We start from the raw sequence: 21,228 nt of genomic DNA, 5'->3' as shown, positions 1-21,228 counted from the left end.
GCAGGGTGACCCAGCGGTTCTCGACGGCCGGCAGCAGCGAGTCCTGCTGGGCCTTGGAGAAGCGGTGGATCTCGTCCAGGAAGAGCACCGTCTCGCGGCCGGACATGCCGACGGCCCGCCGGGCGCCGTCGATGACCGCGCGCACCTCCTTGACGCCGGCGGTGATCGCGGACAGCTCGACGAAGCGCCCCTCGACGGCCTGGCTGATGACGTGCGCGAGCGTGGTCTTGCCGGTGCCGGGCGGGCCCCAGAGGATCACCGAGCTGGTCGCGGCCGGCCCGCGCGAGCCGGACACCAGCCGGCGCAGCGGCGAGCCGGCCTTGAGCAGCCGGCGCTGCCCGGCGACCTCGTCCAGGGTGCGCGGGCGCATCCGCACGGCCAGTGGGGCCCGGCCGGGCTCCTTGGCCTGGCGTTCCTCGGCGGCGGCGGTGAAGAGGTCCGGTTCGTCCACACCGGAAGCCTATGCGAGGGTGCGGACAGGCCTACCGCTTCCGGCGGTCCAGCAGGACGACCTCGAACTCCTCCACCGACACGATGGTGGCGCCGACGGCGGCCGAGGCCTGCGCCCGGGCGTCGGCCTGCGGCCCGCGGGAGGCCTCCAGGCTCGCCCGGTCGGCGAAGATCGTGCCCACCACGGCCCGGCCGCGCGCCCGGTCGACGAGCATCGCGCCGGTGACGAAGCCGTCGGTCTTCTCCAGCAGGGGCAGCGCCCGCTCCCGGAAGACCTCCGCCAGCCGGTCCACCTTGGCCGGGTCGACCTCGGCCCGCACCAGCCGGAACCCGGCACCCGGCCCGGCGTCACCGGGCGGGGCCGCCGCGACGGCCTCCCACACGTCGGTGGCCACGGTGCCGGCCAGCGGCGCGAGCAGCTCGGCCCGGCGCTCGCCGAGCTCCCGGTCGCTGTCCCGCTCGGCCTGCGCGGTGTCCCACCACGAGCTCATGGTGATCTTGCCCAGCGCCCGGTCGGCGTACAGCCCGTAGCCGAGGTAGCCCGGCTGCGGGGCGAGCAGCCCGACGGCCTCGGTGCGGAGCCCGTCGAGGGTCCGGTCGATCCGATCGGGGTGCCCGGTGGCATAAACGGTACGGACGAACATGAGCACGCCTCCCGACGTCGCAGGGCGCCACGGGGGCCCGATCGCAGGAGTGCGGCGCCCGGAGAAGCCCCGTCTACTCCAGTCTGGCAGCGTGGTCCGGAACGTACTTCTGGAGGTCGCGCGGGGGCCGCTGGTAGCCGCGCGGGGCCGGGCGCGGCGGCAGGGCGATCCTCGGCGCGGCCACCTCGTGGTACGACACGGTGGACAGCAGGTGGGCGATCATGTTGACCCGGGCCCGGCGCTTGTCGTCGCTCTCCACCACGTGCCACGGCGAGTCCGGGGTGTCGGTGTAGACGAACATCTCGTCCTTGGCCCGCGAGTAGTCCTCCCAGTGGGTGATCGACTCGACGTCCATCGGGGAGAGCTTCCAGCGCTTCATCGGGTCCTCCAAGCGGTCCCGGAAGCGCCGCTCCTGCTCGGTGTCGCTCACCGAGAACCAGTACTTGCGCAGCAGGATGCCGGCCTCGATCAGCATCCGCTCGAAGGTCGGGCACTGGTGCAGGAACTGCCAGTACTCCTCGTCGGTGCAGAAGCCCATCACCCGCTCGACCCCGGCCCGGTTGTACCAGCTGCGGTCGAACAGCACGATCTCCCCGGCCGCCGGCAGCTGCTCGACGTACCGCTGGAAGTACCACTGGCTCTTCTGCCGCTCGGTCGGGGTCGGCAGCGCCGCGACCCGGGCGATGCGGGGGTTCAGATACTCCGTCACCCGCTTGATCGCGCCGCCCTTGCCCGCCGCGTCGCGGCCCTCGAAGACGACGACCAGCCGGGCGCCCTCGACCCGCACCCACTCCTGGAGCTTCACCAGCTCCTGCTGGAGCCGCAGCAGTTCCCGCTCGTACGGCCGCTTCGCCAGTCGCTGCACCTTGGCCACCCGGGATCCTCCGTCCAACCGCTGATGATCCCTCACGGTAGGCGCCGAAGGCCGGATCCGCAGGTCGTGGGCGGACGTGGGCGGCAGCGGCGGCCCCCTGAACCGCCGCTGCCGCACTCCCCCGATCACCGGTCGCGAGACCGAACGATCAACCTTCGCCCAGACCTGCCGGACCGGTCCAATTTCCGGTTCCATAACCTTGGGGCATGGATATCGACACCCGCCTGCTGCGCAGCTTCGCCGCGGTCTGCGAGGAGGGACAGCTCACGGCCGCCGCGGCCCGGCTGTTCGTCTCCCAGCCGACGCTGACCAAGCAGATCCGCCAGCTGGAGACGCTGCTCGGGGTCGAACTCTTCGAGCGCTCGCGCCGGGGCATGACCCCCACCCCGGCCGGCCGCGCGCTCGCCCAGCACGCCGGCGCGATGCTGGCCGGCTGGGACGAGGCGCTGCGCGCCACCAGGGCGGCGGCCGCCGAGCAGGTGGCGACGCTGCGGGTGGGGTTCGAGGGCGGCATCATCAACCTGATGACCCGCAGCACGGTCGCCGACTTCTCCCGGCGGATGCCCGGCTGGCAGGTGGAGCTGCGGCAGAACAACTGGTTCGACCCGACCTCGGGCCTGGCCACCGGCGAGATCGACCTCACCCTCTGGCACGCGCCGCCCTACCTGGCCTCGCAGTACAACGTCGCCGTGCTGGGCGAGGAGCCGCGGGTGGTGGCGATGCCCGCCGGGCACCGGCTGGCATCGCTGGCGGAGGTACGGCTGGCGGACCTCCTGGACGAGCCGTTCGTCGCGATCCCGCACGAGGCCGGGCACTGGCGCGAGTACTGGCTCGCCGGCGAGGAGCGGCGTGGGCGTCCGGTGCGGATCGGCGCGGTGGCGCACAACACCGACGAGTGGCTGGCCGCGGTGGTGTGCGGCCAGGGCATCGGGATCGCACCGGAGACCATGAGCCGACTGGCACCGCGCGAGGACGTCGCGTACCGGCCGGTGGCGGACCTGAGTCCGAGCCAGGTCGGGCTCTACTGGCCCAGGGACCGCCAACTCACCCCGGCGATGGCCGCGTTCGTGCACAGCAGCCGGGCCACGTTCGGCTCCGCGGGCCGGGACCAGGGCACGCCCTAAGCCGCGGCCTCGAACGGCTCGGGGTAGCGGCACAGCCCGCGCGGCGCGCCGTCGTACCCGGGCAGCGCGAGCGTCTGGAAGTACGCCTCCGGCACCTCGAACGGGCCGGTCACCTCGTGCAGCCGGGCCGGCGCGAAACCGAACCGGCGGTAGTAGGCCGGGTCGCCGAGGACGACCACGAGCTTCTCCCCCGCCTCCTCGGCCGCCGACAGCGCCGCGCGCACGACGAGTTCGCCGACGCCCTTGCGCTGCCACTCCGGCGCGACCGCGACCGGCGCGAGCGCGAGGCCCTCGCCGTCCGCGCCGACCCGCAGCCGGGTCAGCAGGGCGTGCCCGATCACCAGCCCGCCGTCGTCGACCGCCACCACCGAGAGCCCGGGCAGCCAGGCCGGGTCGCGCCGCAGCGCGTCCACGAGGTCCGCCTCGTCCGGGCCCGGGAACGCCGCCATGTGGACCCGCCGGGTGGCCGGCGCGTCGTCCGGACATTCGACTCTGGTTCTGACCTTCATGGGTGGTCAACCCTCCCTGTGTCACACGTCCTTGTGGACCGGCCCCGGACGGTGGGTGGACCGTCCGGGGCCGTTGCAGGTTAGCCGATGGTGCGTCAGCCCTTGGGCTGCGCCTCGGACTTGGCGTCCTCGCGGACCTTGGGCTGGGCGTCCACGCCGGCCTCGCGGCGCTGCGCCGGGGTGATCGGGGTCGGGGCGCCGGTCAGCGGGTCGCCGCCGGTGGACGTCTTCGGGAAGGCGATGACGTCCCGGATGGTGTCGTACCCGCCGAGGAGGGTGACGATCCGGTCCAGGCCGAAGGCGACGCCACCGTGCGGCGGCGGGCCGTAGTTGAAGGCGTCCAGCAGGAAGCCGAACTGCGAGGCCGCCTCCTCCTCGGACAGGCCGATCGCGTCGAACGCGCGCTTCTGGACGTCCCGCTGGTGGATACGGATCGAACCGCCGCCCAGCTCCGAGCCGTTGAGCACGAGGTCGTAGGCGTTGGACAACGCCGAGCCCGGGTCGGTGTCGAAGGTGGCCAGCGACTCCGCGGTCGGGGCGGTGAACGGGTGGTGCACCGCGTGCCAGCCCTGGAACTCGCCCTTGTCGTCCTCGATCGGCTCGAACATCGGGAAGTCGACGACCCAGAGGAAGGCCCACTGCGACTCGTCGATCAGCTCGCAGCGGCGGCCGATCTCCAGACGGGCGGCGCCGAGCAGCTCCTGCGAGGCGCGCTCCTTGCCGGCCGCGAAGAAGATCGCGTCGCCGTTCTTGGCGCCGGCGGCGGCGGCCAGGCCGGCCAGGTGCTCCTCGGAGAGGTTCTTGGCGACCGGGCCGCGCAGCTCGCCGGTCTCGGCGTCGATGACGACGTAGGCCAGGCCGCGGGCGCCGCGCGCCTTGGCCCAGTCCTGCCAGGCGTCGAGGGCCTTGCGGGGCTGCGAGGCGCCGCCCGGCATGACCACGGCGCCGACGTACGGGGCCTGGAAGACGCGGAACTCGGTGCCCTTGAAGTACGCGGTGAGGTCGGTGAGTTCCTGGCCGAAGCGGACGTCCGGCTTGTCGGAGCCGTAGCGGGACATGGCGTCCGCGTAGGTCATCCGCGGCAGCGGGTTCGGGACCTCGTAGCCGTGCACCTCGCGCCAGATGGCGCCGACGATCTTCTCGCCGAGGGCCAGGATGTCCTCCTGGTCGACGAACGAGGCCTCGATGTCCAGCTGGGTGAACTCCGGCTGCCGGTCGGCGCGGAAGTCCTCGTCGCGGAAGCAGCGGGCGATCTGGTAGTAGCGCTCCATGCCGGCCACCATCAGCAGCTGCTTGAACAGCTGGGGCGACTGCGGCAGGGCGTACCAGTGGCCGGGCTGCAGGCGAACCGGGACGAGGAAGTCGCGGGCGCCCTCGGGGGTGGAGCGGGTCAGGTACGGCGTCTCGATGTCGAGGAAGTCGTTCTCCTCCATCACCCGGCGGATGATGTTGTTGACCTTCGAGCGCAGTCGCAGGCCCTTGGCCGGGCCCTCGCGGCGCAGGTCCAGGTAGCGGTAGCGCAGCCGGACCTCCTCGTTGACCGTGCCCGGCTCGTACTCGGCGACCGGGAACGGCAGCGGCGCGGCCTCGGAGAGGACCTCGATGTCGCTGACGACGACCTCGACGGCGCCGGTCGGGATGTCGGGGTTCTCGTTGCCCTCGGGGCGCACCCGGACGTCGCCGACGACCTTGACGCAGTACTCGGCGCGAAGGCCGTGCACCGAGTCCAGGTCGCGGACCACGATCTGCACGGTGCCGGAGGCGTCGCGCAGGTCGATGAAGGCCACGCCGCCGTGGTCGCGGCGGCGGGCGACCCAGCCGGCCAGGGTGACGGTGGTGCCTGCGTGCTCCGGGCGGAGCGTGCCCGCGTCGTGCGTGCGGATCACAGCTGCTTCTCCTTCAGGGTGGTGACGAGTGCGTCGAGGGCGACGGGGGACTGCTCGCCGGTGCTCATGTCCTTGAGCTGGACGACGCCCTCGGCGAGGTCCCGGTCCCCGGCGATCAGGGCGAAGCGGGCGCCGGACCGGTCGGCGGACTTCATGGCGTTCTTGATGCTCTTGACGCCGAAGGCGAGGTCGGTGGCGACGCCGGCCCGGCGCAGCTCGACCACCTTGGCGAACAGCAGGTTCTTGGCCTCCTCGCCGAGCGCGACGGCGTAGACGGAGGTGGCGGCCGGCAGGTCGAGGACGACGCCCTCGGCCTCCAGCGCGAGGTAGGTGCGGTCCACGCCGAGGGCCCAGCCGACGGACGGCAGCGCCGGGCCGCCGATCATCTCGGACAGGCCGTCGTAGCGGCCGCCGCCGCCGATCGCGGACTGGGCGCCGAGGCCGTTGTGCACGAACTCGAAGGTGGTGCGGGTGTAGTAGTCCAGGCCGCGCACGAGCTTGGGGTCGTCGGTGAACGCGACGCCGTTGGCGGTGAGCAGCTCGCGGACCTTCTCGTCGTACGCCTTGCAGTCCTCGCACAGGAAGTCGCGCAGCATCGGCGCGCCGACGAGCTGCTCCTGGACGGACTCGCGCTTGTCGTCGAGGACGCGCAGCGGGTTGATCTCGGCGCGGCGGCGGGTCTCCTCGTCCAGGTCGAGGCCGGAGAGGAAGTCGATCAGGGCGGCGCGGTAGACCGGGCGGCACTGCTTGTCGCCGAGGCTGTTGAGCAGCAGCGTGTAGTTCGACAGGCCCAGCGAGCGGAACGCGTCGTCGGCGAGGATGATCAGCTCGGCGTCCAGGGCCGGGTCCTCGGCGCCGATGGCCTCGGCGCCGACCTGGGAGAACTGGCGGTAGCGGCCGGCCTGCGGGCGCTCGTAGCGGTAGTACGAGCCGGAGTACCAGAGCTTGACCGGCAGGTTGCCCAGCTTGTGCAGGTTGGCCTGGAGCGCGGCGCGCAGCACCGAGGCGGTGCCCTCGGGGCGCAGCGCGAGGTCCTCCTTGCCGCGCTTGGTGAGGGAGAACATCTCCTTGGTCACGATGTCGGTGGACTCGCCGACGCCGCGGGAGAACAGCTTCACGTCCTCGAAGACCGGGGTCTCGATGTAGCCGTAACCGGCCCGGCGGGCGGGCGCGGCGATGCGCTCGCGGATCGCCAGGAAGGTCGCGGAGCTGGGGGGCAGCAGGTCGTAGGTGCCCTTGGGGGCGGTGAAGGTGCTCAACTTCTCTTCCGTCACATTCCTCGTCGCGGGAAAGCCGGGGCGCCGGCCGCCCCCGCTGCCTGTCGGAGGTAGGGGTTGGTGGCGCGCTCGCGGCCGATGGTGGTCTGACCGCCGTGGCCGGAGAGGACCACGGTGGAATCGTCGAGGGGCAGGCACACCCGGGCCAGCGACCGCATGATCGCCTCGCTGTCCCCGCCCGGGAGGTCGGTGCGCCCGATGGAGCCGGCGAACAGCAGGTCGCCCGAGAAGAGCACCGGGGGGAGGTCCTCGGCTCCGGGCGTCCGGAAGGTCACCGACCCCCCGGTATGGCCCGGGGCGTGGTCCACGGTGAGCCGCAGGCCGGCCAGCTCCAGCACGCTGCCGTCGGTGAGCTCGCGGACGTCGTCGGGCTCGCCGACGGTGAGCTCGCCCATCAGCTGGGTGCCCAGGGAGCGGCCGAGCGCCTTCTCCGGGTCGGCCATCATGTACCGGTCCTCGGGGTGGATCCAGGCCGGGACGCCGCGGGCGCCGCAGACCGGGACCACCGAGGCGACGTGGTCGATGTGGCCGTGGGTGAGCAGCACGGCGACGGGCTTCAGCCGGTGCTCGCGGACCAGTTCCTCGACGCCGGCCGCGGCCTGGTGGCCGGGATCGACGATGACGCACTCCTCACCGGGCCCCGGCGCGACCAGGTAGCAGTTGGTGCCCCAGGCTCCAGCGGGGAATCCGGCGATGAACACGCGCGTCCTTCGGTGTGCGGCGACAGGCCGTGACGGCTGCCAGTACGGATGCTGCCAAGAGTGATTTAGGGGCAGCCTACCGGCGGTGCGGGTCCGGTTGCGAACCAGATTGGGGTGCCGGGCGCGGTTCGCCTGACAGGTTCACCGCCTTCTTACGGGCCGGGTCCCTACACTTGGCCGCCGATGGATGCGATGATCCGCTCCGGAATCCTTCACCATCCCTCCTCGCCCGCGATCGGGCGGGAGGCCCAGCGCACATCGTTCAGGAGACACGGCCGGTGGTCAGCAGCGAACAGCGGCGGCGGCAGCTCGCCCGCGAGAAGTACGAGCGCCAGATGGAGCGCCGCGTCGCGGCGGCGAGTGCCCGCAAGCGCCGCAACACGATCCTCGGCGCCTCGCTCGCCGTGGTGGTCCTGGCCGGCGGCGGCACCCTCTTCGCCACGGGCGCCTTCGGCTCGGACGACAAGGACAAGTCGAGCACCGCCCAGGCCGCGCCTACGCAGCCCGCGGCGACCGACGCCAGCGCGCCGCCCGCGCCGACCCGCAAGCCGGTCGAGGGCTGCACGGACCCGGCGCCGGGCAAGCCGAACGGCAAGCAGTGGCAGGCCGAGCCGGCCATGACGCTCGACGCCTCGGGCACCTACACGGCGACGCTGGACACCAACTGCGGCAAGGTGACGATCGCGCTGGACGCGGCCAAGGCCCCGCACGCGGCGAACTCCTTCGCCTTCCTGTCCGGCGAGCAGTACTTCGACCACACCAAGTGCCACCGCCTCACCACGGGCGGCATCTTCGTGCTCCAGTGCGGCGACCCGACCGCCAGCGCGACCGTGCCGGGTGGCATGGGCGGCCCCGGCTACAAGTTCGCCGACGAGAACCTGGCCGGCGCGACCTACCCGGCCGGCACCGTGGCGATGGCCAACTCCGGCCCGGGGACCAACGGGAGCCAGTTCTTCCTGGTCTACAAGGACACCCAGCTCGACCCGAAGTACACCCCCTTCGGCAAGATCACCGGGGGCCTGGACGTGCTGCAGAAGATCGCCGCCGCGGGCACCCTGGAGGGCCGCCCGGACGGCCACCCGATGGCCGACGTCACCCTCAACTCGGTGACCACGGCCAAGGGTTGACGAGCCCCGGGGCCCGCCCCGGCGCGCTCCCGAGCGCGCTCCGGCGCGGCCCCGGCCCGAAATCGCCCGGCCCGGATGCGGACAGCACCGGGCCTGGTCGCCTATGTTGGCGTTGTGTAGGGTGCCCGGACCCGCCTTAGCCGTCACCCTCGGCGAGCAGGACACGGCGGACGGGGACGGCGGACTTCTTCGGTCCGCCGCACATCAACTGTGGACGACGGACGCGCGCCGCCCCGGCGCGGGCGCGACGTCATGTGGAGGACGCGCTATGAGCAGCGACCCGTGGGGCCGTGTCGACGAGCAGGGCACGGTCTACGTCAGGACGGCCGACGGCGAACGCGTCGTGGGTTCCTGGCAGGCCGGCTCGCCCGAGGAGGCCCTGGCCTACTTCGAGCGCAAGTACCAGGGCATCGAGGTGGAGATCGGCCTGCTGGAGAAGCGGGTGCGCACCACCGACCTGGCCGCCAAGGACGCCCAGACCGCGCTGGAGCACCTGCGCGCGCAGGTGACCGAGGGGCACGCGGTGGGCGACCTGGAGGGCCTGGCCAAGCGGCTGGACACGCTGGCCGGTGAGATCGAGACCCGGCGCGAGGAGCGCAAGGCCGCCCGGGCCAAGGCCCAGGACGAGACCCGCACCGCCAAGGAGGCGCTGGTCGCGGAGGCCGAGCAGCTCGCCGAGTCCACCCAGTGGCGGGAGGCCGGCGACCGGCTGCGCGCCCTGGTGGACACCTGGAAGGGCCTGCCCCGCCTGGACCGCAAGAGCGACGACGAGCTGTGGCACCGCTTCTCGCACGCCCGCTCGGTCTTCTCCAAGCACCGCAAGTCGCACTTCGCGGCGCTGGACAACGAGCGCGAGCAGGCCCGGCAGACCAAGGAGTCGCTGGTCACCGAGGCCGAGGCGCTGTCCTCGTCCACCGAGTGGGGCGACACCGCGGCCCGCTACCGCGACCTGATGGCGCGCTGGAAGGCCGCCGGGCGCGCCCAGCGGGACGTCGAGGACGAGCTGTGGGCGCGGTTCCGCGGCGCGCAGGACGTCTTCTTCCAGGCCCGTTCCGCGGTGTTCAGCGAGCGGGACGCCGAGCAGGTGGAGAACCAGAAGCTCAAGGAGGCGCTGGCGGTCGAGGCCGAGGCGATCCTGCCGATCACCGACCTCAAGGCCGCCAAGGCCGCGCTGCGCGAGGTCAACGAGCGCTGGGAGGCGATCGGGCACGTGCCGCGCGACGCCCGTCCGAAGCTGGACGGCCGGCTGAACGCGGTCGAGCGGGCGATCCGCGAGGCCGAGGACAGCGAGTGGAAGCGCTCCAACCCGGAGGCCAAGGCCCGCGCGGCCGGCATGGTCGGCCTCTTCCAGGCCAAGGCCGAGAAGATCCAGGCCGACCTGGACAAGGCCCGCGCCGCCGGCAACGCCTCCAAGGTCACCAAGCTGGAGAAGGAGCTGGCCGGCGTCCAGGAGCTGCTGGAGCAGGCCCACAAGAGCCAGGAGGAGTTCAGCGGCTGATCCCCTCGGCCCGCTGAACGGCGAAGGCCCCCGGGGCTCTTGGATTCCAAGAGCCCCGGGGGCCTTCCTCATGCCCCGCGACGCCCGCGCTGCCTGCTGCGCGGGCGTCGCCTACGTCACTTGCGGGCCGAGGTGACGCGGTAGACGTCGTAGACGCCCTCGACGCCGCGGACGGCCTTGAGCACGTGGCCGAGGTGCTTCGGGTCGCCCATCTCGAAGGTGAAGCGGCTCATCGCGACCCGGTCGCGCGAGGTCTGCACCGCCGCCGACAGGATGTTGACGTGCTGGTCAGAGAGCACCCGGGTGACGTCCGAGAGCAGGCGCGAGCGGTCCAGCGCCTCGACCTGGATCGCGACCAGGAAGACCGAGGACTGGGTGGCGGCCCACTCGACGTCGATCATCCGCTCGGGCTGCTGGCTCAGCGCCTCGACGTTGACGCAGTCGGCGCGGTGCACCGAGACGCCGTTGCCGCGGGTCACGAAGCCGACGATCGGGTCGCCCGGCACCGGGGTGCAGCAGCGGGACAGCTTGACCCAGACGTCCTCGACGCCCTTGACGATCACGCCCGGGTCGCCCTTGGCCCGGCGGCGCACGGCCCGCCGGTCGTGCGTCGGGGTCGCGGTCTCGGCCAGGTCCTCGGTGGCACCCTCCTCGCCGCCGAGCGCCTGGACCAGCTTCTGGACGATGTTCTGCGCGGCGACGTGCCCCTCGCCGATCGCGGCGTAGAGCGAGGAGATGTCGGGGTAGCGCATCTCGTGGGCCAGCGTGACCAGCGAGTCGCCGGTCAGGATCCGCTGGATCGGCAGGCCCTGCTTGCGCATCGCCCGGACGATCGCCTCCTTGCCGTGCTCGATCGCCTCCTCGCGGCGCTCCTTGGAGAACCAGGCGCGGATCTTGTTGCGGGCGCGCGGCGACTTGACGAAGCCCAGCCAGTCCCGCGAGGGGCCGGCGTTCTCCGCCTTGGAGGTGAACACCTCGACGGCGTCGCCGTTCTCCAGGGTCGACTCCAGCGGCACCAGCCGGCCGTTCACCCGGGCGCCGATGGTCCGGTAACCGACCTCGGTGTGCACCGCGAAGGCGAAGTCGACCGGGGTCGCACCGGCCGGCAGGGCTATCACGTCGCCCTTGGGGGTGAAGACGAAGACCTCGTTGCTGGCCAGGTCGAAGCGCAGCGACTCCAGGAACTCGCCCGGGTCGGCGGTCTCCTTCTGCCAGTCCAGCAGCTGCCGCAGCCAGGCCATCTCGTTGACGGCGCCGGCCTTGTCGTCCTTGCGGACCTGGGTCGGCGTGTCGGTGCGGACCTTGGAGGCGCCGGCCACCGCGCGCTGCTTGTACTTCCAGTGCGCGGCGATGCCGTACTCGGCCCGCCGGTGCATGTCGAAGGTGCGGATCTGGAGCTCGACGGGCTTGCCGCCGGGCCCGATCACCGTCGTGTGCAGCGACTGGTACATGTTGAACTTGGGCATCGCGATGTAGTCCTTGAACCGCCCCGGCACCGGGTTCCACCGCGCGTGGATGGTGCCCAGCGCCGCGTAGCAGTCGCGGACGGTGTCGACCAGGACCCGGATGCCCACCAGGTCGTAGATCTCGGCGAAGTCCCGGCCCCGGACGATCATCTTCTGGTAGACCGAGTAGTAGTGCTTCGGCCGTCCGGTGACGGAGGCGGTGATCCGGGCGCCGCGCAGGTCGCCCTGGACCTGGTCGATGACGGTCGCCAGGTACTCGTCCCGCTTGGGGGCGCGCTCGGCGACCAGCCGGACGATCTCGTCGTACATCTTGGGGTAGAGGATCGCGAAGGCGAGGTCCTCCAGCTCCCACTTGATGGTGTTCATGCCCAGCCGGTGCGCCAGCGGGGCGTAGATCTCCAGCGTCTCGCGGGCCTTCTTCTCCTGCTTCTCCCGCTTGAGGTAGCGCATCGTGCGCATGTTGTGCAGGCGGTCGGCCAGCTTGATCACCAGGACGCGCGGGTCCTTGGCCATCGCGACGACCATCTTGCGGACGGTCTCGGCCTGCGCGGCCTCGCCGAACTTGACCCGGTCGAGCTTGGTGACGCCGTCGACCAGCAGGGCCACCGAGTCGCCGAAGTCCTTGCGCAGGGTCTCCAGGCCGTAGTCGGTGTCCTCGACGGTGTCGTGCAGCAGCCCGGCCATCAGGGTCGGGGCGTCCATGCCGAGCTCGGCCAGGATGGTCGCGACGGCCAGCGGGTGGGTGATGTACGGGTCGCCGCTCTTGCGCTTCTGGCCGCGGTGCCACTTCTCGGCCACCGCGTAGGCGCGCTCGATGTCGCGCAGCAGCACCGGGTCGGCCTTCGGGTCGTTCGCCCGGATCGAGCGGAACAGCGGCTCCAGGACGGGGTTGAGCACGCTGGAGCGCTGGCCGCCGAGGCGGGCCAGGCGGGCGCGCATGCCGCCGGTGGTGGAGCCCCGTCCGGTGGGCGGGAACGAACGCGAGGAGGTCGGCGCCGGGCGTGCCGGGGTGGCCCCCGAGGGCGTGGGACGGTCTTCGGGGGCGGCCGCTGCGGCCGTGGGCACAACCTCGTCGGGCAAGGACACTCCTCGGGGCACCGGGCCGGCCCCTCGCGGGCCGCGCCACCAGCGCACAACCGGGAGGGGATGAATCTTCATGGTACCGAGCCGGGCGCTCGGGTGTTCAGCCGCCCGGGTGGGGACACGCGAAGGCGGCGGTCGGATGATCCGACCGCCGCCTGCCACTCAGGTCCCGCAGGCCCCTCAGACCGTGACCAGGGTCTCCAGCGGAGCCCCGCCGAGGTGCCCGGCCAGCCGCTCGCGGCCGTCCAGGAAACCCAGCTCCATCAGCACGACGACGCCCGCCGGCTCGGCGCCCGCCTCCTTCACCAGGTCCAGCGAGGCGCCGATGGTCCCGCCGGTGGCCAGCACGTCGTCCACCACCAGCACCCGCTCACCGGGCGCGAAGGCGTCGCACTGCACCTCCAGCGTCGCCGAGCCGTACTCCAGCTCGTACGAGCGCCGGAACACCTCGCCGGGCAGCTTGCCGGCCTTGCGGATCGGCACGAAGCCCAGCCCGGCCGCGAAGGCCGCCGGAGCCGCCAGCACGAAGCCGCGCGCCTCCAGGCCGACCACCTTCGTCGCCCCGAGCTCCTGCGCCCGCTCCGCGAGCGCGCGGGTGAGGGCGCCGAAGGCCTCGGCGTCGGCGAGCAGCGGCGCGATGTCCTTGAACAGCACACCCGGCTTCGGGTAGTCCGGGACGTCCCGGATCCGGCTGTTCAGCAGCTCGGCCAGTGCGGTGTCGGCGGTGGTCACGGTGTCCTGTCCTTCGGGTCGGGGCTCAGCGCTTGGTGGACGGACGGCCCTTGGCACGCGAGGTGCCGGCCGACCGGCCGCGCTGACCGACCATACCGGCCGGCTCGTCCGCGGGCTCCTCGCCCTGCGCGTCCTCGACGCCCCCGGCCGCCTCGGCCTTGGCCGCCTGGCTGGCGCGGTGCTGCAGGACCCGCTTGCGCAGCGCCTTCATCTGCGGCTGCTCCTCCTTGAGCTGCGCCAGCAGCGGGGTGGCGACGCAGATCGAGGAGTACGCACCGGCCGCGAGACCGATGAACAGCGCGAGCGAGATGTCGTTCAGCGTGCCGGCACCCAGGATGCCGCCACCGATGAACAGCAGCGCGGCGACCGGCAGCAGGGCGACCACGGTGGTGTTGAGCGAACGCACCAGGGTCTGGTTGAGGCCCGCGTTGGCCGCCTCGCTGTAGGTGAGCTTGTTCTGCTTGGTGAGCCCCTTGGTGTTCTCCTTCACGGTGTCGAAGACGACGACCGTGTCGTAGAGCGAGTACCCGAGGATCGTCAGGAAGCCGATCACCGTACCGGGGGTGACCTCGAAGCCCACCAGGGCGTACACGCCGATGGTGATCAGGAGGTCGTGGATGAGGGCGACCAGGGCGGCCACCGCCATCCGCCACTCGAACGCGATCGCCAGGTAGATCGTCACCAGGATCATGAAGACGATCAGACCGGTGAGCGCCTTCTGGGAGATCTGCTTGCCCCAGCTGGGGCCGATCACCTGGGCCTCGACGGTGTCCAGCGGCACGGAGAACTTCTGGGCGAGCTGCGAGCGGATCTCGTCCGAGCTCTTCGCCTCGTCGGTGCTGACCTGGATGCGGATCTTGTTGTTGTCCGTGGACTGCACCAGCGGGTGCGAGGACACGACCTCGTCGGCCGTGGTCTGCGCCTGCGAGACGCTCAGGCCCGGCTTGGTCACGGTGTAGACCGAGCCGCCCTTGAACTCGATGCCCAGGTGCAGGCCCATGGCCAGGCCGATCGCCGCGACCAGCACGATCACGCCGGAGATCGAGTACCAGACCTTGCGGCGGCCGACGAAATCGAAGCTGATCTCGCCCTGGTAGAGCCGGTGTCCCAGATTGGAGAAGCGTGACACGGTGTCAGGCCTCCTTCACGGCGGCAGAGGAGGGGCTACGGCGACGGCTGCTGCGCAGCGGCGGGCGGGCGCCCAGCCGCTTCGGGTCCAGGCCGGACCACGGGTGGCCGTCGGAGAAGAACTTCCGGCGGGCCAGCAGGGTGATCATCGGCTTGGTGAAGAGGAAGATCACGACGACGTCGAGCGCGGTGGTCAGACCCAGGGTGAAGGCGAAGCCCTGCACCTTGCCGACGGAGACGATGTAGAGCACCGCGGCACAGAGGAACGACACGAAGTCCGACACCAGGATGGTGCGCCGGGCGCGCGGCCAGGCCCGCTGGACCGCCGGGCGCAGCGGGGCGCCCTCGCGGACCTCGTCGCGGATGCGCTCGAAGTACACGATGAACGAGTCGGCGGTGATGCCGATCGCGACGATCGCACCGCAGACCGCCGGCAGGTTCAGCGCGAAGCCGATCCCGCCGCCGAGCAGGCTCATGATCGAGTAGGTCAGGATCGCCGAGACGATCAGACCGGCGATCGAGACCAGGCCGAGGCCGCGGTAGTAGACCACCGAGTAGGCGACCACCAGCAGCATGCCGATCGCGCCGGCGATCAGACCGGCCTTGAGCTGGTCGGAGCCGAGCTGCGGGGAGACGGTGGTGACGTCACCCTGGTTGAACTCCAGCGGCAGGGCGCCGTAGCTGAGGACGTTGGACAGGTCCTGCGCCTCGGCCTGGCTGAAGGTGCCGGAGATGACGGCGGTGCCGCCGGGGATGGCACCGCGCACGAACGGGTGGGAGACGACCTCGTTGTCCAGCACGATGGCGAACTGGTTGCTCGGGTCCGGCAGCGCGGCCAGCTTGCCGGTGATGGCGGCGAAGTCGTCGGTGCCCTTGCCGTTGAACTGGAGCTGCACCTGCCAGCCGTTGCCCTGCTGGGTGTCCAGGCTGGGCTGGGCCTTGGAGACGTCCGAGCCCTTCACGGCCACCGGGCCGAGGACGAGCTTGGAGTAGGCGCCGCCCTTCTCGGGCTTCTGGGAGCAGGCGACGACGGCCTTGTCCTCGGGCTGCGCCACGCCCAGCTGCTGGCGCTGGTCGGGCTTGGTGCAGTCGAGGGTGGCGAACGCGGCCTGGAGCTCCGGCGGCACGGTGCCCGTGGTCAGCCCGGCGGCGAGGTCGGCCGGGTTGGGGGCCGTGGCGGGGGCGCTCGGGGCGCCGGAGGCGGCCGCGGAGGGCGCGCCGGAGGCCGGGGCGCTCGCGGCACCACTGGCGGCGGCGGTCACGCCGGTGGCGGCGGTGGAGGGGCTCGCGTCGGCCGCGAGGGCCTCACCGACCGCGCGGCCCTGCTTGGTGGCGCTCGCGCTCGCGCTGGGGGTGCCGGCGGCGGCCGCGGACGGCGTGCCGGAGGCAGCGGCGCTGGGAGCGGCCGAACCGGTGGCCGAGGGGGCCGCGGCCGGGGTGCCGGAGGCGCCGGCGGACGGGGTGGCGGTGGGCGCCGGGATCTGGAGACCGCTGGGCGCCACGGCCAGGACCGGGCGGAAGAAGAGCTTCGCGGTGGTGCCGACCTTGTCGGCCGCGTTCTCCTTGTCCCCGCCCTTGGGGATGTTCACGATGATCGTGTCCGAGCCCTGGGTCTGGACCTCCGCCTCGGAGACACCCATCCCGTTGACCCGGCGCTCGATGATCCCGGTGGCGATGTCCATGTTGGACTTGTTGATCGCCTTGGGGTCGGTCGACCTCGCGGTCAGCGTGATGCTGGTACCGCCGGCGAGGTCGATCCCGAGGCGGGGCTTGGTGTTGCCCGTCCCGAACATGAGGGCGACCAGTCCGACGGTGACGACCAGGATGAGGGCCAGCGCCCGCCCTGGGTAGCCGTCGCGCGGGCGCGACTTGGGTGTTGCCACCTTGCTCGTTTCTCCCTGTCCATGCCACTTCGCCGACCGGACCCCCGTCCGGCTCGTGGCGGAACGGGGGCATGGCGGATCTGCGGCCCTGAGGTCCTGTGGGCTCGCGGCACTGCGCCGCGCGGCCGGGCGGGTTGCCCGTCCGTACTACTTGCTCGCGGGAGCCCCGCCCTCGACATCGCCCTTCTCGGCGCTGTCCTTGGTGAGCGTCAGCGGCTTGTCCTCGACCGGCGCGGCGTCGGCGTCCGCGTCCTCCGGCTCGGACAGCTCGTCCTCGGCGGGGCGGCCGTTGATGATCGCGTCGTACTCCTGGGGGTCCAGGACGGCCGCGACCGCGCTCTTGGTGAAGTGGGCGAACACGCCGGGCGCGATCTCCAGCTCGACGGTCTCGTCGTGGACCGCCTTCACCTGGGCGTACAGACCGCCGATGGTGCGCACTCCCGCTCCGGGCTCCAGCGAGGTCTGCATGCTCTGCATCTGCTGCTGGCGCTTCTTCTGCGACCGGAACATGAGCACGATCGCGATGATCGGGAGGAGAAGGATGATGAAGTTCACTGCAGCCAGGGTCCTTTACGGGTCGCCGGTCGGCGGCCTGTGTGGTATTGGTCGGCCCGTCAGGTGAGAGGGGCGGTCCGGCGGAGTCTAGGCGACCCCGAACTGATCGGACAACGCCAAGCATCGCATCCTGTCGCCGAAAGTGGCGACCCTCCGCCTGCACAGTTTCCCCGGACTTCTCCCCCGGCATCTCCGCCCGGCCCGGTACCGGGGCCCTGCGGGAACCGGGGACCGCTCATCACCCGTTCAGCCCTCGTCCGGCGGGAAGAGTTCCGTCTGGGCCGGGACGGCACCCCGAGTGGTCTGGACCGGAGGGGTCATCCCGAGGTGCTGCCAGGCGGCGGCGGTGGCGATCCGGCCGCGCGGGGTGCGGGCGAGCAGGCCCTCGCGCACCAGGAACGGCTCGGCGACCTCCTCGACCGTCTCGGCCTCCTCACCGACCGCGACCGCCAGTGTCGACAAACCGACCGGTCCGCCGCCGAACAGCCGCAGCAGCGCGTCCAGCACCGCGCGGTCCAGCCGGTCCAGGCCGCGGGCGTCGACCTCGTAGACGTCCAGCGCCTGGGCCGCGATCCCGGCGTTGACCACGCCGTCGTGCCGGACCTGGGCGTAGTCGCGCACCCGGCGCAGCAGCCGGTTGGCGATGCGCGGGGTGCCGCGCGAGCGCCCGGCGATCTCGGCCGCGCCAGCCGGGTCGATCTCCACGTCCAGCAGCGCGGCCGAGCGGTGCACCACCCGCTTGAGCTCGGCCGGCGCGTAGAACTCCATGTGCCCGGTGAAGCCGAAGCGGTCCCGCAGCGGCGGCGGCAGCAGGCCGGCCCGGGTGGTGGCGCCGACCAGGGTGAAGGGCGGCAGCTCCAGCGGGATGGCGGTGGCCCCCGGGCCCTTGCCGACGATCACGTCGACCCGGAAGTCCTCCATCGCCATGTAGAGCATCTCCTCGGCCGGGCGGGACATCCGGTGGATCTCGTCGAGGAAGAGCACCTCCCCCTCGGTGAGCGAGGAGAGGATCGCCGCGAGGTCGCCCGCGTGCTGGATGGCCGGCCCGGAGGTGATCCGGATCGGCGCGCCCAGCTCGGCCGCGATGATCATCGACAGGGTCGTCTTGCCGAGCCCGGGCGGGCCGCTCAGCAGGACGTGGTCCGGCGCGGCGCCGCGCTTGCGGGCGGCCTGGAGCACCAGCGACAGCTGCTCGCGCACCCGCTCCTGGCCGATGAACTCCTCCAGCAGCTTGGGCCGCAGCGCCGCCTCGACCGCCTGGTCCTCGCCGTCGGCGGCGGCCGTGACCAGCCGGTCGGCCGCCGGGTCGGAGTCGTACGGGGTCATCAGCGGGGGCTCCAATGTCGACAAACGGACAGATCGTCAGGTGGGTTTCAGCGGGCCCGGTTCAGGGTGCGCAGCGCGGCCTTCAGCAGGGCACCGACGTCGGTGACGGCCTGCGCCTCCGCCTCCGGGGCGACCGCGGCGACCGCCTCGTCCGCCTCCCGCGGCGCGTACCCGAGGCCGACCAGCGCGGAGTGCAGCTGCTCGCTCCACGGCGCGGGCCCGGCGGCGAGCGGCTTCTGCGCCGGGACGCTGCCGTGCGGGGCGCCCAGCTTGTCCTTGTACTCCAGCAGCAGCTTGGCCGCCTTGGCCTTGCCGATGCCGGGCACCGCCACCAGCGCCTTCTCGTCCCCGCTCGCGACCGCCAGCCGGAGCGCGTCCGGACTGTGCACGCCGAGGATCGCCTGCGCCAGCTTGGGCCCGACGCCCGGCGCGGCCTGCAGGATCTCGAACACGGCCCGCTCGTCGTCGTCGGCGAAGCCGAACAGCGTCAGCGAGTCCTCCCGGACGACCAGCGAGGTCGCGAGCCGGACCGGCTCGCCCAGCCGCAGCCCGGCCAGCGTGTTGGGCGTGCACTGCACGGCCATGCCGACCCCGCCGACCTCGACGACCGCGAGCCCGGTGGAGATGGCCGCCACGGGTCCTTGTACGAAGGCGATCACCGGATGCTTCCTCTCTGGGGGGTGGCGCGGGCCGCCTGGATCGCGGCCTCCAGCCGGTTCGTCGTCCGGCCGCGCCAGATGTGGCAGATGGCCAGCGCCAGCGCGTCGGCGGCGTCGGCCGGCTTCGGCGGGGCGTCCAGCCGCAGCAGGCGCTGCACCATGGCGGTGACCTGCGCCTTGTCGGCCCGGCCCGAGCCGGTGACGGCGGCCTTGACCTCGCTCGGGGTGTGCAGGGTGACCGGGATGCCGCGCCGGGTGGCGCACAGCATCGCGACCGCGCTGGCCTGGGCGGTGCCCATCACCGTCCGCACGTTGTGCTGGGCGAAGACCCGCTCGACGGCGACCAGGTCGGGCCGGTGCTCGTCGAGCCACGCCTCGATGCCCTGCTCGACCAGCAGCAGCCGCGGCCCGATCTCGGCGTCCGCGGGCGTGCGCACCACGCCGACCCCGACCATCCGCAGCGGCCGCCCCGGCGTGCCCTCGACCACGCCGACACCGCACCTGGTCAGCCCCGGGTCCACGCCCAGTACCCGCACGTCACGCCCCGCCTCTCGTCCTCGACCTGCGAAGGCTACCGTCCCGGTCGGACAACCCGACCGACGACACCGGCCCGGTGGTCCAGGGACCACCGGGCCGGGAAGTGAGAACGGTCACGCCGGACCGGTCACCGGGTGACTCACTCGGCGTCGAGCTGCGCACCGACCTCGTCGGAGATGTCGAAGTTGGCGAAGACGTTCTGCACGTCGTCGCTGTCCTCCAGCGCGTCGATCAGCTTGAGGATCTTGCGGGCGCCGTCGACGTCCAGCTCGACCTGCATGCTCGGGAGGAAGTTGGCCTCGGCCGAGTCGTAGTCGACGCCGGCGTCCACCAGCGCGGTGCGCACGGCGACCATCTTGGAGGCCTCGGAGACGATCTCGAACGAGTCGCCGAGGTCGTTGATCTCCTCGGGCTCCTGGTCGAGGACGACCTCGAAGAGCTTGTCCTCGTCCACGCCGTCGGCCTTGGGCACGATCACGACGCCCTTGCGGGTGAACAGGTAGGACACCGAGCCCGGGTCGGCCATCGAGCCGCCGTTGCGGGTCATGGCGACGCGCACGTCGGAGGCGGCGCGGTTGCGGTTGTCGGTGAGGCACTCGATCAGGACCGCGACGCCGTTCGGGCCGTAGCCCTCGTACATGATGGTCTGGTAGTCGGCGCCGCCGGCCTCCAGACCGCCACCGCGCTTGACGGCGCGGTTGATGTTGTCGATCGGGACCGAGCTCTTCTTCGCCTTCTGGATGGCGTCGTAGAGGGTCGGGTTGCCCTGCGGGTCGGGACCGCCGGTACGCGCCGCCACCTCGATGTTCTTGATCATCTTGGCGAAGAGCTTGCCGCGCTTGGCGTCGATCACGGCCTTCTTGTGCTTGGTGGTAGCCCACTTAGAGTGGCCGGACATCGCCAGCTCCTTTACGTCGCCAAATGGAAATGAAACAGATGAGATCTTACCGGTGTCGTCACCGGTGAGGAGCACACGGTCAGCACACGGCCCCGCGGGCTACGCGGCGAGGTGCTCCTCGACCATCCGTACGAAGTAGGCGTGCACCCGGTGGTCGCCGGTGAGCTCCGGGTGGAACGACGTGGCCAGCAGGTTCCCCTGGCGCACCGCGACGATGCGGCTCTCCGGGCCGTCCGCGGCGGGGAGCTCGGCCAGCACCTGCACGCCGGCACCGACGGCCTCGACCCAGGGCGCGCGGATGAACACGCCGTGCACCGGCGCGTCGCCCAGGCCGTCGAAGGCGATCCCGGACTCGAAGGACTCGTTCTGGCGGCCGAAGGCGTTGCGCCGCACGGTCATGTCGATGCCGCCGACGGTCTCCTGGTCCTCACGGCCGTCGAGGATCTTGTCCGCCAGCATGATCATGCCCGCGCAGGTGCCGTACACCGGCATCCCGGCGGCGACCCGCTCGCGCAGCGGCTGCATCACGTCGAACAGCAGGGCCAGCTTGGACATGGTGGTGGACTCACCGCCGGGGATGACCAGCGCGTCGACCTCGGCCAGCTCCTCGGCGCGGCGCACCGGACGGGCGAGCGCGTCGGCCTCGGCCAGCGCCACCAGGTGCTCACGGACGTCGCCCTGCAGGGCGAGGACGCCGATGACGGGAGTGCTCACGGTCTTCAACCTCGTTCGATCTTCTGGGGGAGTGCGTGGCGCGGCCCGCCCCCCCCCCCCGCGCGGCGGGCGGCCCGCGGGGGGGGGGGGGGCGCCCCCCCCACGCCCGGCGGTGGGGCGTCCCGGCTCCGGTGTGCGGCGCCGGGACACCGGCCGG

At 72.1% G+C, this 21,228-nt stretch carries 20 protein-coding genes; 3 read left to right on the top strand and 17 right to left on the bottom strand.

Features of this window, described 5'->3' with window-relative positions; genetic code table 11:
- The 3 genes from ACFXDE_RS36725 to ppk2 all read right to left on the bottom strand — a co-directional run.
- A partial coding sequence (locus tag ACFXDE_RS36725; protein ID WP_380498731.1) for an AAA family ATPase occupies positions 1 to 451 on the bottom strand: 451 nt, incomplete at its 3' end.
- A gap of 31 nt (positions 452 to 482) precedes the next feature.
- Positions 483 to 1,094: an antibiotic biosynthesis monooxygenase gene (locus tag ACFXDE_RS36720; RefSeq protein ID WP_380437981.1), complete on the bottom strand. Its 612-nt coding sequence runs from the start codon at positions 1,092 to 1,094 to the stop codon at positions 483 to 485.
- A 73-nt stretch (positions 1,095 to 1,167) separates the two neighbouring features.
- Positions 1,168 to 1,968, bottom strand: coding sequence for a polyphosphate kinase 2 (gene ppk2 / locus ACFXDE_RS36715; protein WP_380437983.1), 801 nt, complete (start codon positions 1,966 to 1,968; stop codon positions 1,168 to 1,170).
- A gap of 206 nt (positions 1,969 to 2,174) precedes the next feature.
- Here ppk2 and ACFXDE_RS36710 point away from each other — a divergent pair, with 206 nt between their 5' ends.
- Positions 2,175 to 3,092 (top strand): LysR family transcriptional regulator, encoded by a 918-nt coding sequence (locus tag ACFXDE_RS36710; RefSeq protein ID WP_380498730.1) that lies wholly within the window; start codon positions 2,175 to 2,177, stop codon positions 3,090 to 3,092.
- Here the strand turns inward: ACFXDE_RS36710 and ACFXDE_RS36705 are convergent.
- From ACFXDE_RS36705 to ACFXDE_RS36690, 4 genes are all read right to left on the bottom strand, one after another.
- Positions 3,089 to 3,601 (bottom strand): GNAT family N-acetyltransferase, encoded by a 513-nt coding sequence (locus tag ACFXDE_RS36705; RefSeq protein ID WP_380498729.1) that lies wholly within the window; start codon positions 3,599 to 3,601, stop codon positions 3,089 to 3,091. The genes ACFXDE_RS36710 and ACFXDE_RS36705 overlap by 4 nt on opposite strands.
- Positions 3,602 to 3,696: 95 nt before the next feature.
- Positions 3,697 to 5,487, bottom strand: coding sequence for an aspartate--tRNA ligase (gene aspS, locus ACFXDE_RS36700; protein ID WP_380498728.1), 1,791 nt, complete (start codon positions 5,485 to 5,487; stop codon positions 3,697 to 3,699).
- A complete protein-coding gene (gene hisS / locus ACFXDE_RS36695) occupies positions 5,484 to 6,746 on the bottom strand; it encodes a histidine--tRNA ligase (RefSeq protein WP_380437992.1) in 1,263 nt (420 codons plus the stop codon). The genes aspS and hisS overlap by 4 nt, the downstream gene beginning before the upstream one ends.
- 11 nt (positions 6,747 to 6,757) lie before the next feature.
- Positions 6,758 to 7,465 (bottom strand): MBL fold metallo-hydrolase, encoded by a 708-nt coding sequence (locus ACFXDE_RS36690; RefSeq protein ID WP_380437994.1) that lies wholly within the window; start codon positions 7,463 to 7,465, stop codon positions 6,758 to 6,760.
- 278 nt (positions 7,466 to 7,743) lie between these two features.
- Here ACFXDE_RS36690 and ACFXDE_RS36685 point away from each other — a divergent pair, with 278 nt between their 5' ends.
- Together ACFXDE_RS36685 and ACFXDE_RS36680 are read left to right on the top strand one after the other, a co-directional pair.
- Positions 7,744 to 8,592 (top strand): peptidylprolyl isomerase, encoded by an 849-nt coding sequence (locus tag ACFXDE_RS36685; RefSeq protein ID WP_380437996.1) that lies wholly within the window; start codon positions 7,744 to 7,746, stop codon positions 8,590 to 8,592.
- A gap of 268 nt (positions 8,593 to 8,860) precedes the next feature.
- Positions 8,861 to 10,090 carry a DUF349 domain-containing protein gene (locus tag ACFXDE_RS36680; RefSeq protein ID WP_380498727.1) on the top strand — a complete coding sequence of 410 codons (1,230 nt, stop codon included), beginning with the start codon at positions 8,861 to 8,863 and terminating at the stop codon, positions 10,088 to 10,090.
- A 116-nt stretch (positions 10,091 to 10,206) separates the two neighbouring features.
- Here ACFXDE_RS36680 and ACFXDE_RS36675 read toward each other — a convergent pair whose 3' ends face one another.
- The 10 genes from ACFXDE_RS36675 to pdxT form a co-directional block, all read right to left on the bottom strand.
- Positions 10,207 to 12,714, bottom strand: coding sequence for a RelA/SpoT family protein (locus tag ACFXDE_RS36675; RefSeq protein WP_380437999.1), 2,508 nt, complete (start codon positions 12,712 to 12,714; stop codon positions 10,207 to 10,209).
- A 105-nt stretch (positions 12,715 to 12,819) separates the two neighbouring features.
- On the bottom strand, positions 12,820 to 13,371 hold the full coding sequence (locus ACFXDE_RS36670) for an adenine phosphoribosyltransferase (RefSeq protein WP_380498726.1): 552 nt from the start codon (positions 13,369 to 13,371) through the stop codon (positions 12,820 to 12,822).
- 25 nt (positions 13,372 to 13,396) lie between these two features.
- Positions 13,397 to 14,500, bottom strand: coding sequence for a protein translocase subunit SecF (secF, locus tag ACFXDE_RS36665; protein WP_380438003.1), 1,104 nt, complete (start codon positions 14,498 to 14,500; stop codon positions 13,397 to 13,399).
- 4 nt (positions 14,501 to 14,504) lie between these two features.
- Positions 14,505 to 16,382 carry a protein translocase subunit SecD gene (gene secD, locus ACFXDE_RS36660; RefSeq protein WP_380498725.1) on the bottom strand — a complete coding sequence of 626 codons (1,878 nt, stop codon included), beginning with the start codon at positions 16,380 to 16,382 and terminating at the stop codon, positions 14,505 to 14,507.
- A gap of 147 nt (positions 16,383 to 16,529) precedes the next feature.
- Positions 16,530 to 16,937 carry a preprotein translocase subunit YajC gene (yajC, locus tag ACFXDE_RS36655; RefSeq protein ID WP_380498724.1) on the bottom strand — a complete coding sequence of 136 codons (408 nt, stop codon included), beginning with the start codon at positions 16,935 to 16,937 and terminating at the stop codon, positions 16,530 to 16,532.
- A 246-nt stretch (positions 16,938 to 17,183) separates the two neighbouring features.
- On the bottom strand, positions 17,184 to 18,263 hold the full coding sequence (gene ruvB, locus ACFXDE_RS36650) for a Holliday junction branch migration DNA helicase RuvB (protein WP_380438009.1): 1,080 nt from the start codon (positions 18,261 to 18,263) through the stop codon (positions 17,184 to 17,186).
- A 47-nt stretch (positions 18,264 to 18,310) separates the two neighbouring features.
- Positions 18,311 to 18,922: a Holliday junction branch migration protein RuvA gene (gene ruvA / locus ACFXDE_RS36645; RefSeq protein WP_380498723.1), complete on the bottom strand. Its 612-nt coding sequence runs from the start codon at positions 18,920 to 18,922 to the stop codon at positions 18,311 to 18,313.
- Entirely contained in the window at positions 18,919 to 19,458 is a 540-nt protein-coding gene (gene ruvC / locus ACFXDE_RS36640; protein ID WP_329925093.1) for a crossover junction endodeoxyribonuclease RuvC, read from the bottom strand. Before ruvC ends, ruvA begins: the two co-directional genes overlap by 4 nt.
- 140 nt (positions 19,459 to 19,598) lie before the next feature.
- Positions 19,599 to 20,357 (bottom strand): YebC/PmpR family DNA-binding transcriptional regulator, encoded by a 759-nt coding sequence (locus ACFXDE_RS36635; protein WP_196952243.1) that lies wholly within the window; start codon positions 20,355 to 20,357, stop codon positions 19,599 to 19,601.
- A gap of 99 nt (positions 20,358 to 20,456) precedes the next feature.
- Positions 20,457 to 21,071, bottom strand: coding sequence for a pyridoxal 5'-phosphate synthase glutaminase subunit PdxT (gene pdxT, locus ACFXDE_RS36630; RefSeq protein WP_380438013.1), 615 nt, complete (start codon positions 21,069 to 21,071; stop codon positions 20,457 to 20,459).
- Positions 21,072 to 21,228 lie beyond the last annotated feature (157 nt).

Origin of the sequence: Kitasatospora sp. NPDC059408 (assembly GCF_042751525.1) — a bacterium.
GTDB lineage: Bacteria > Actinomycetota > Actinomycetes > Streptomycetales > Streptomycetaceae > Kitasatospora.
The sequence above is the reverse complement of the archived record's forward strand: the minus strand, read 5'-3'. Positions and strand labels throughout refer to the sequence as shown.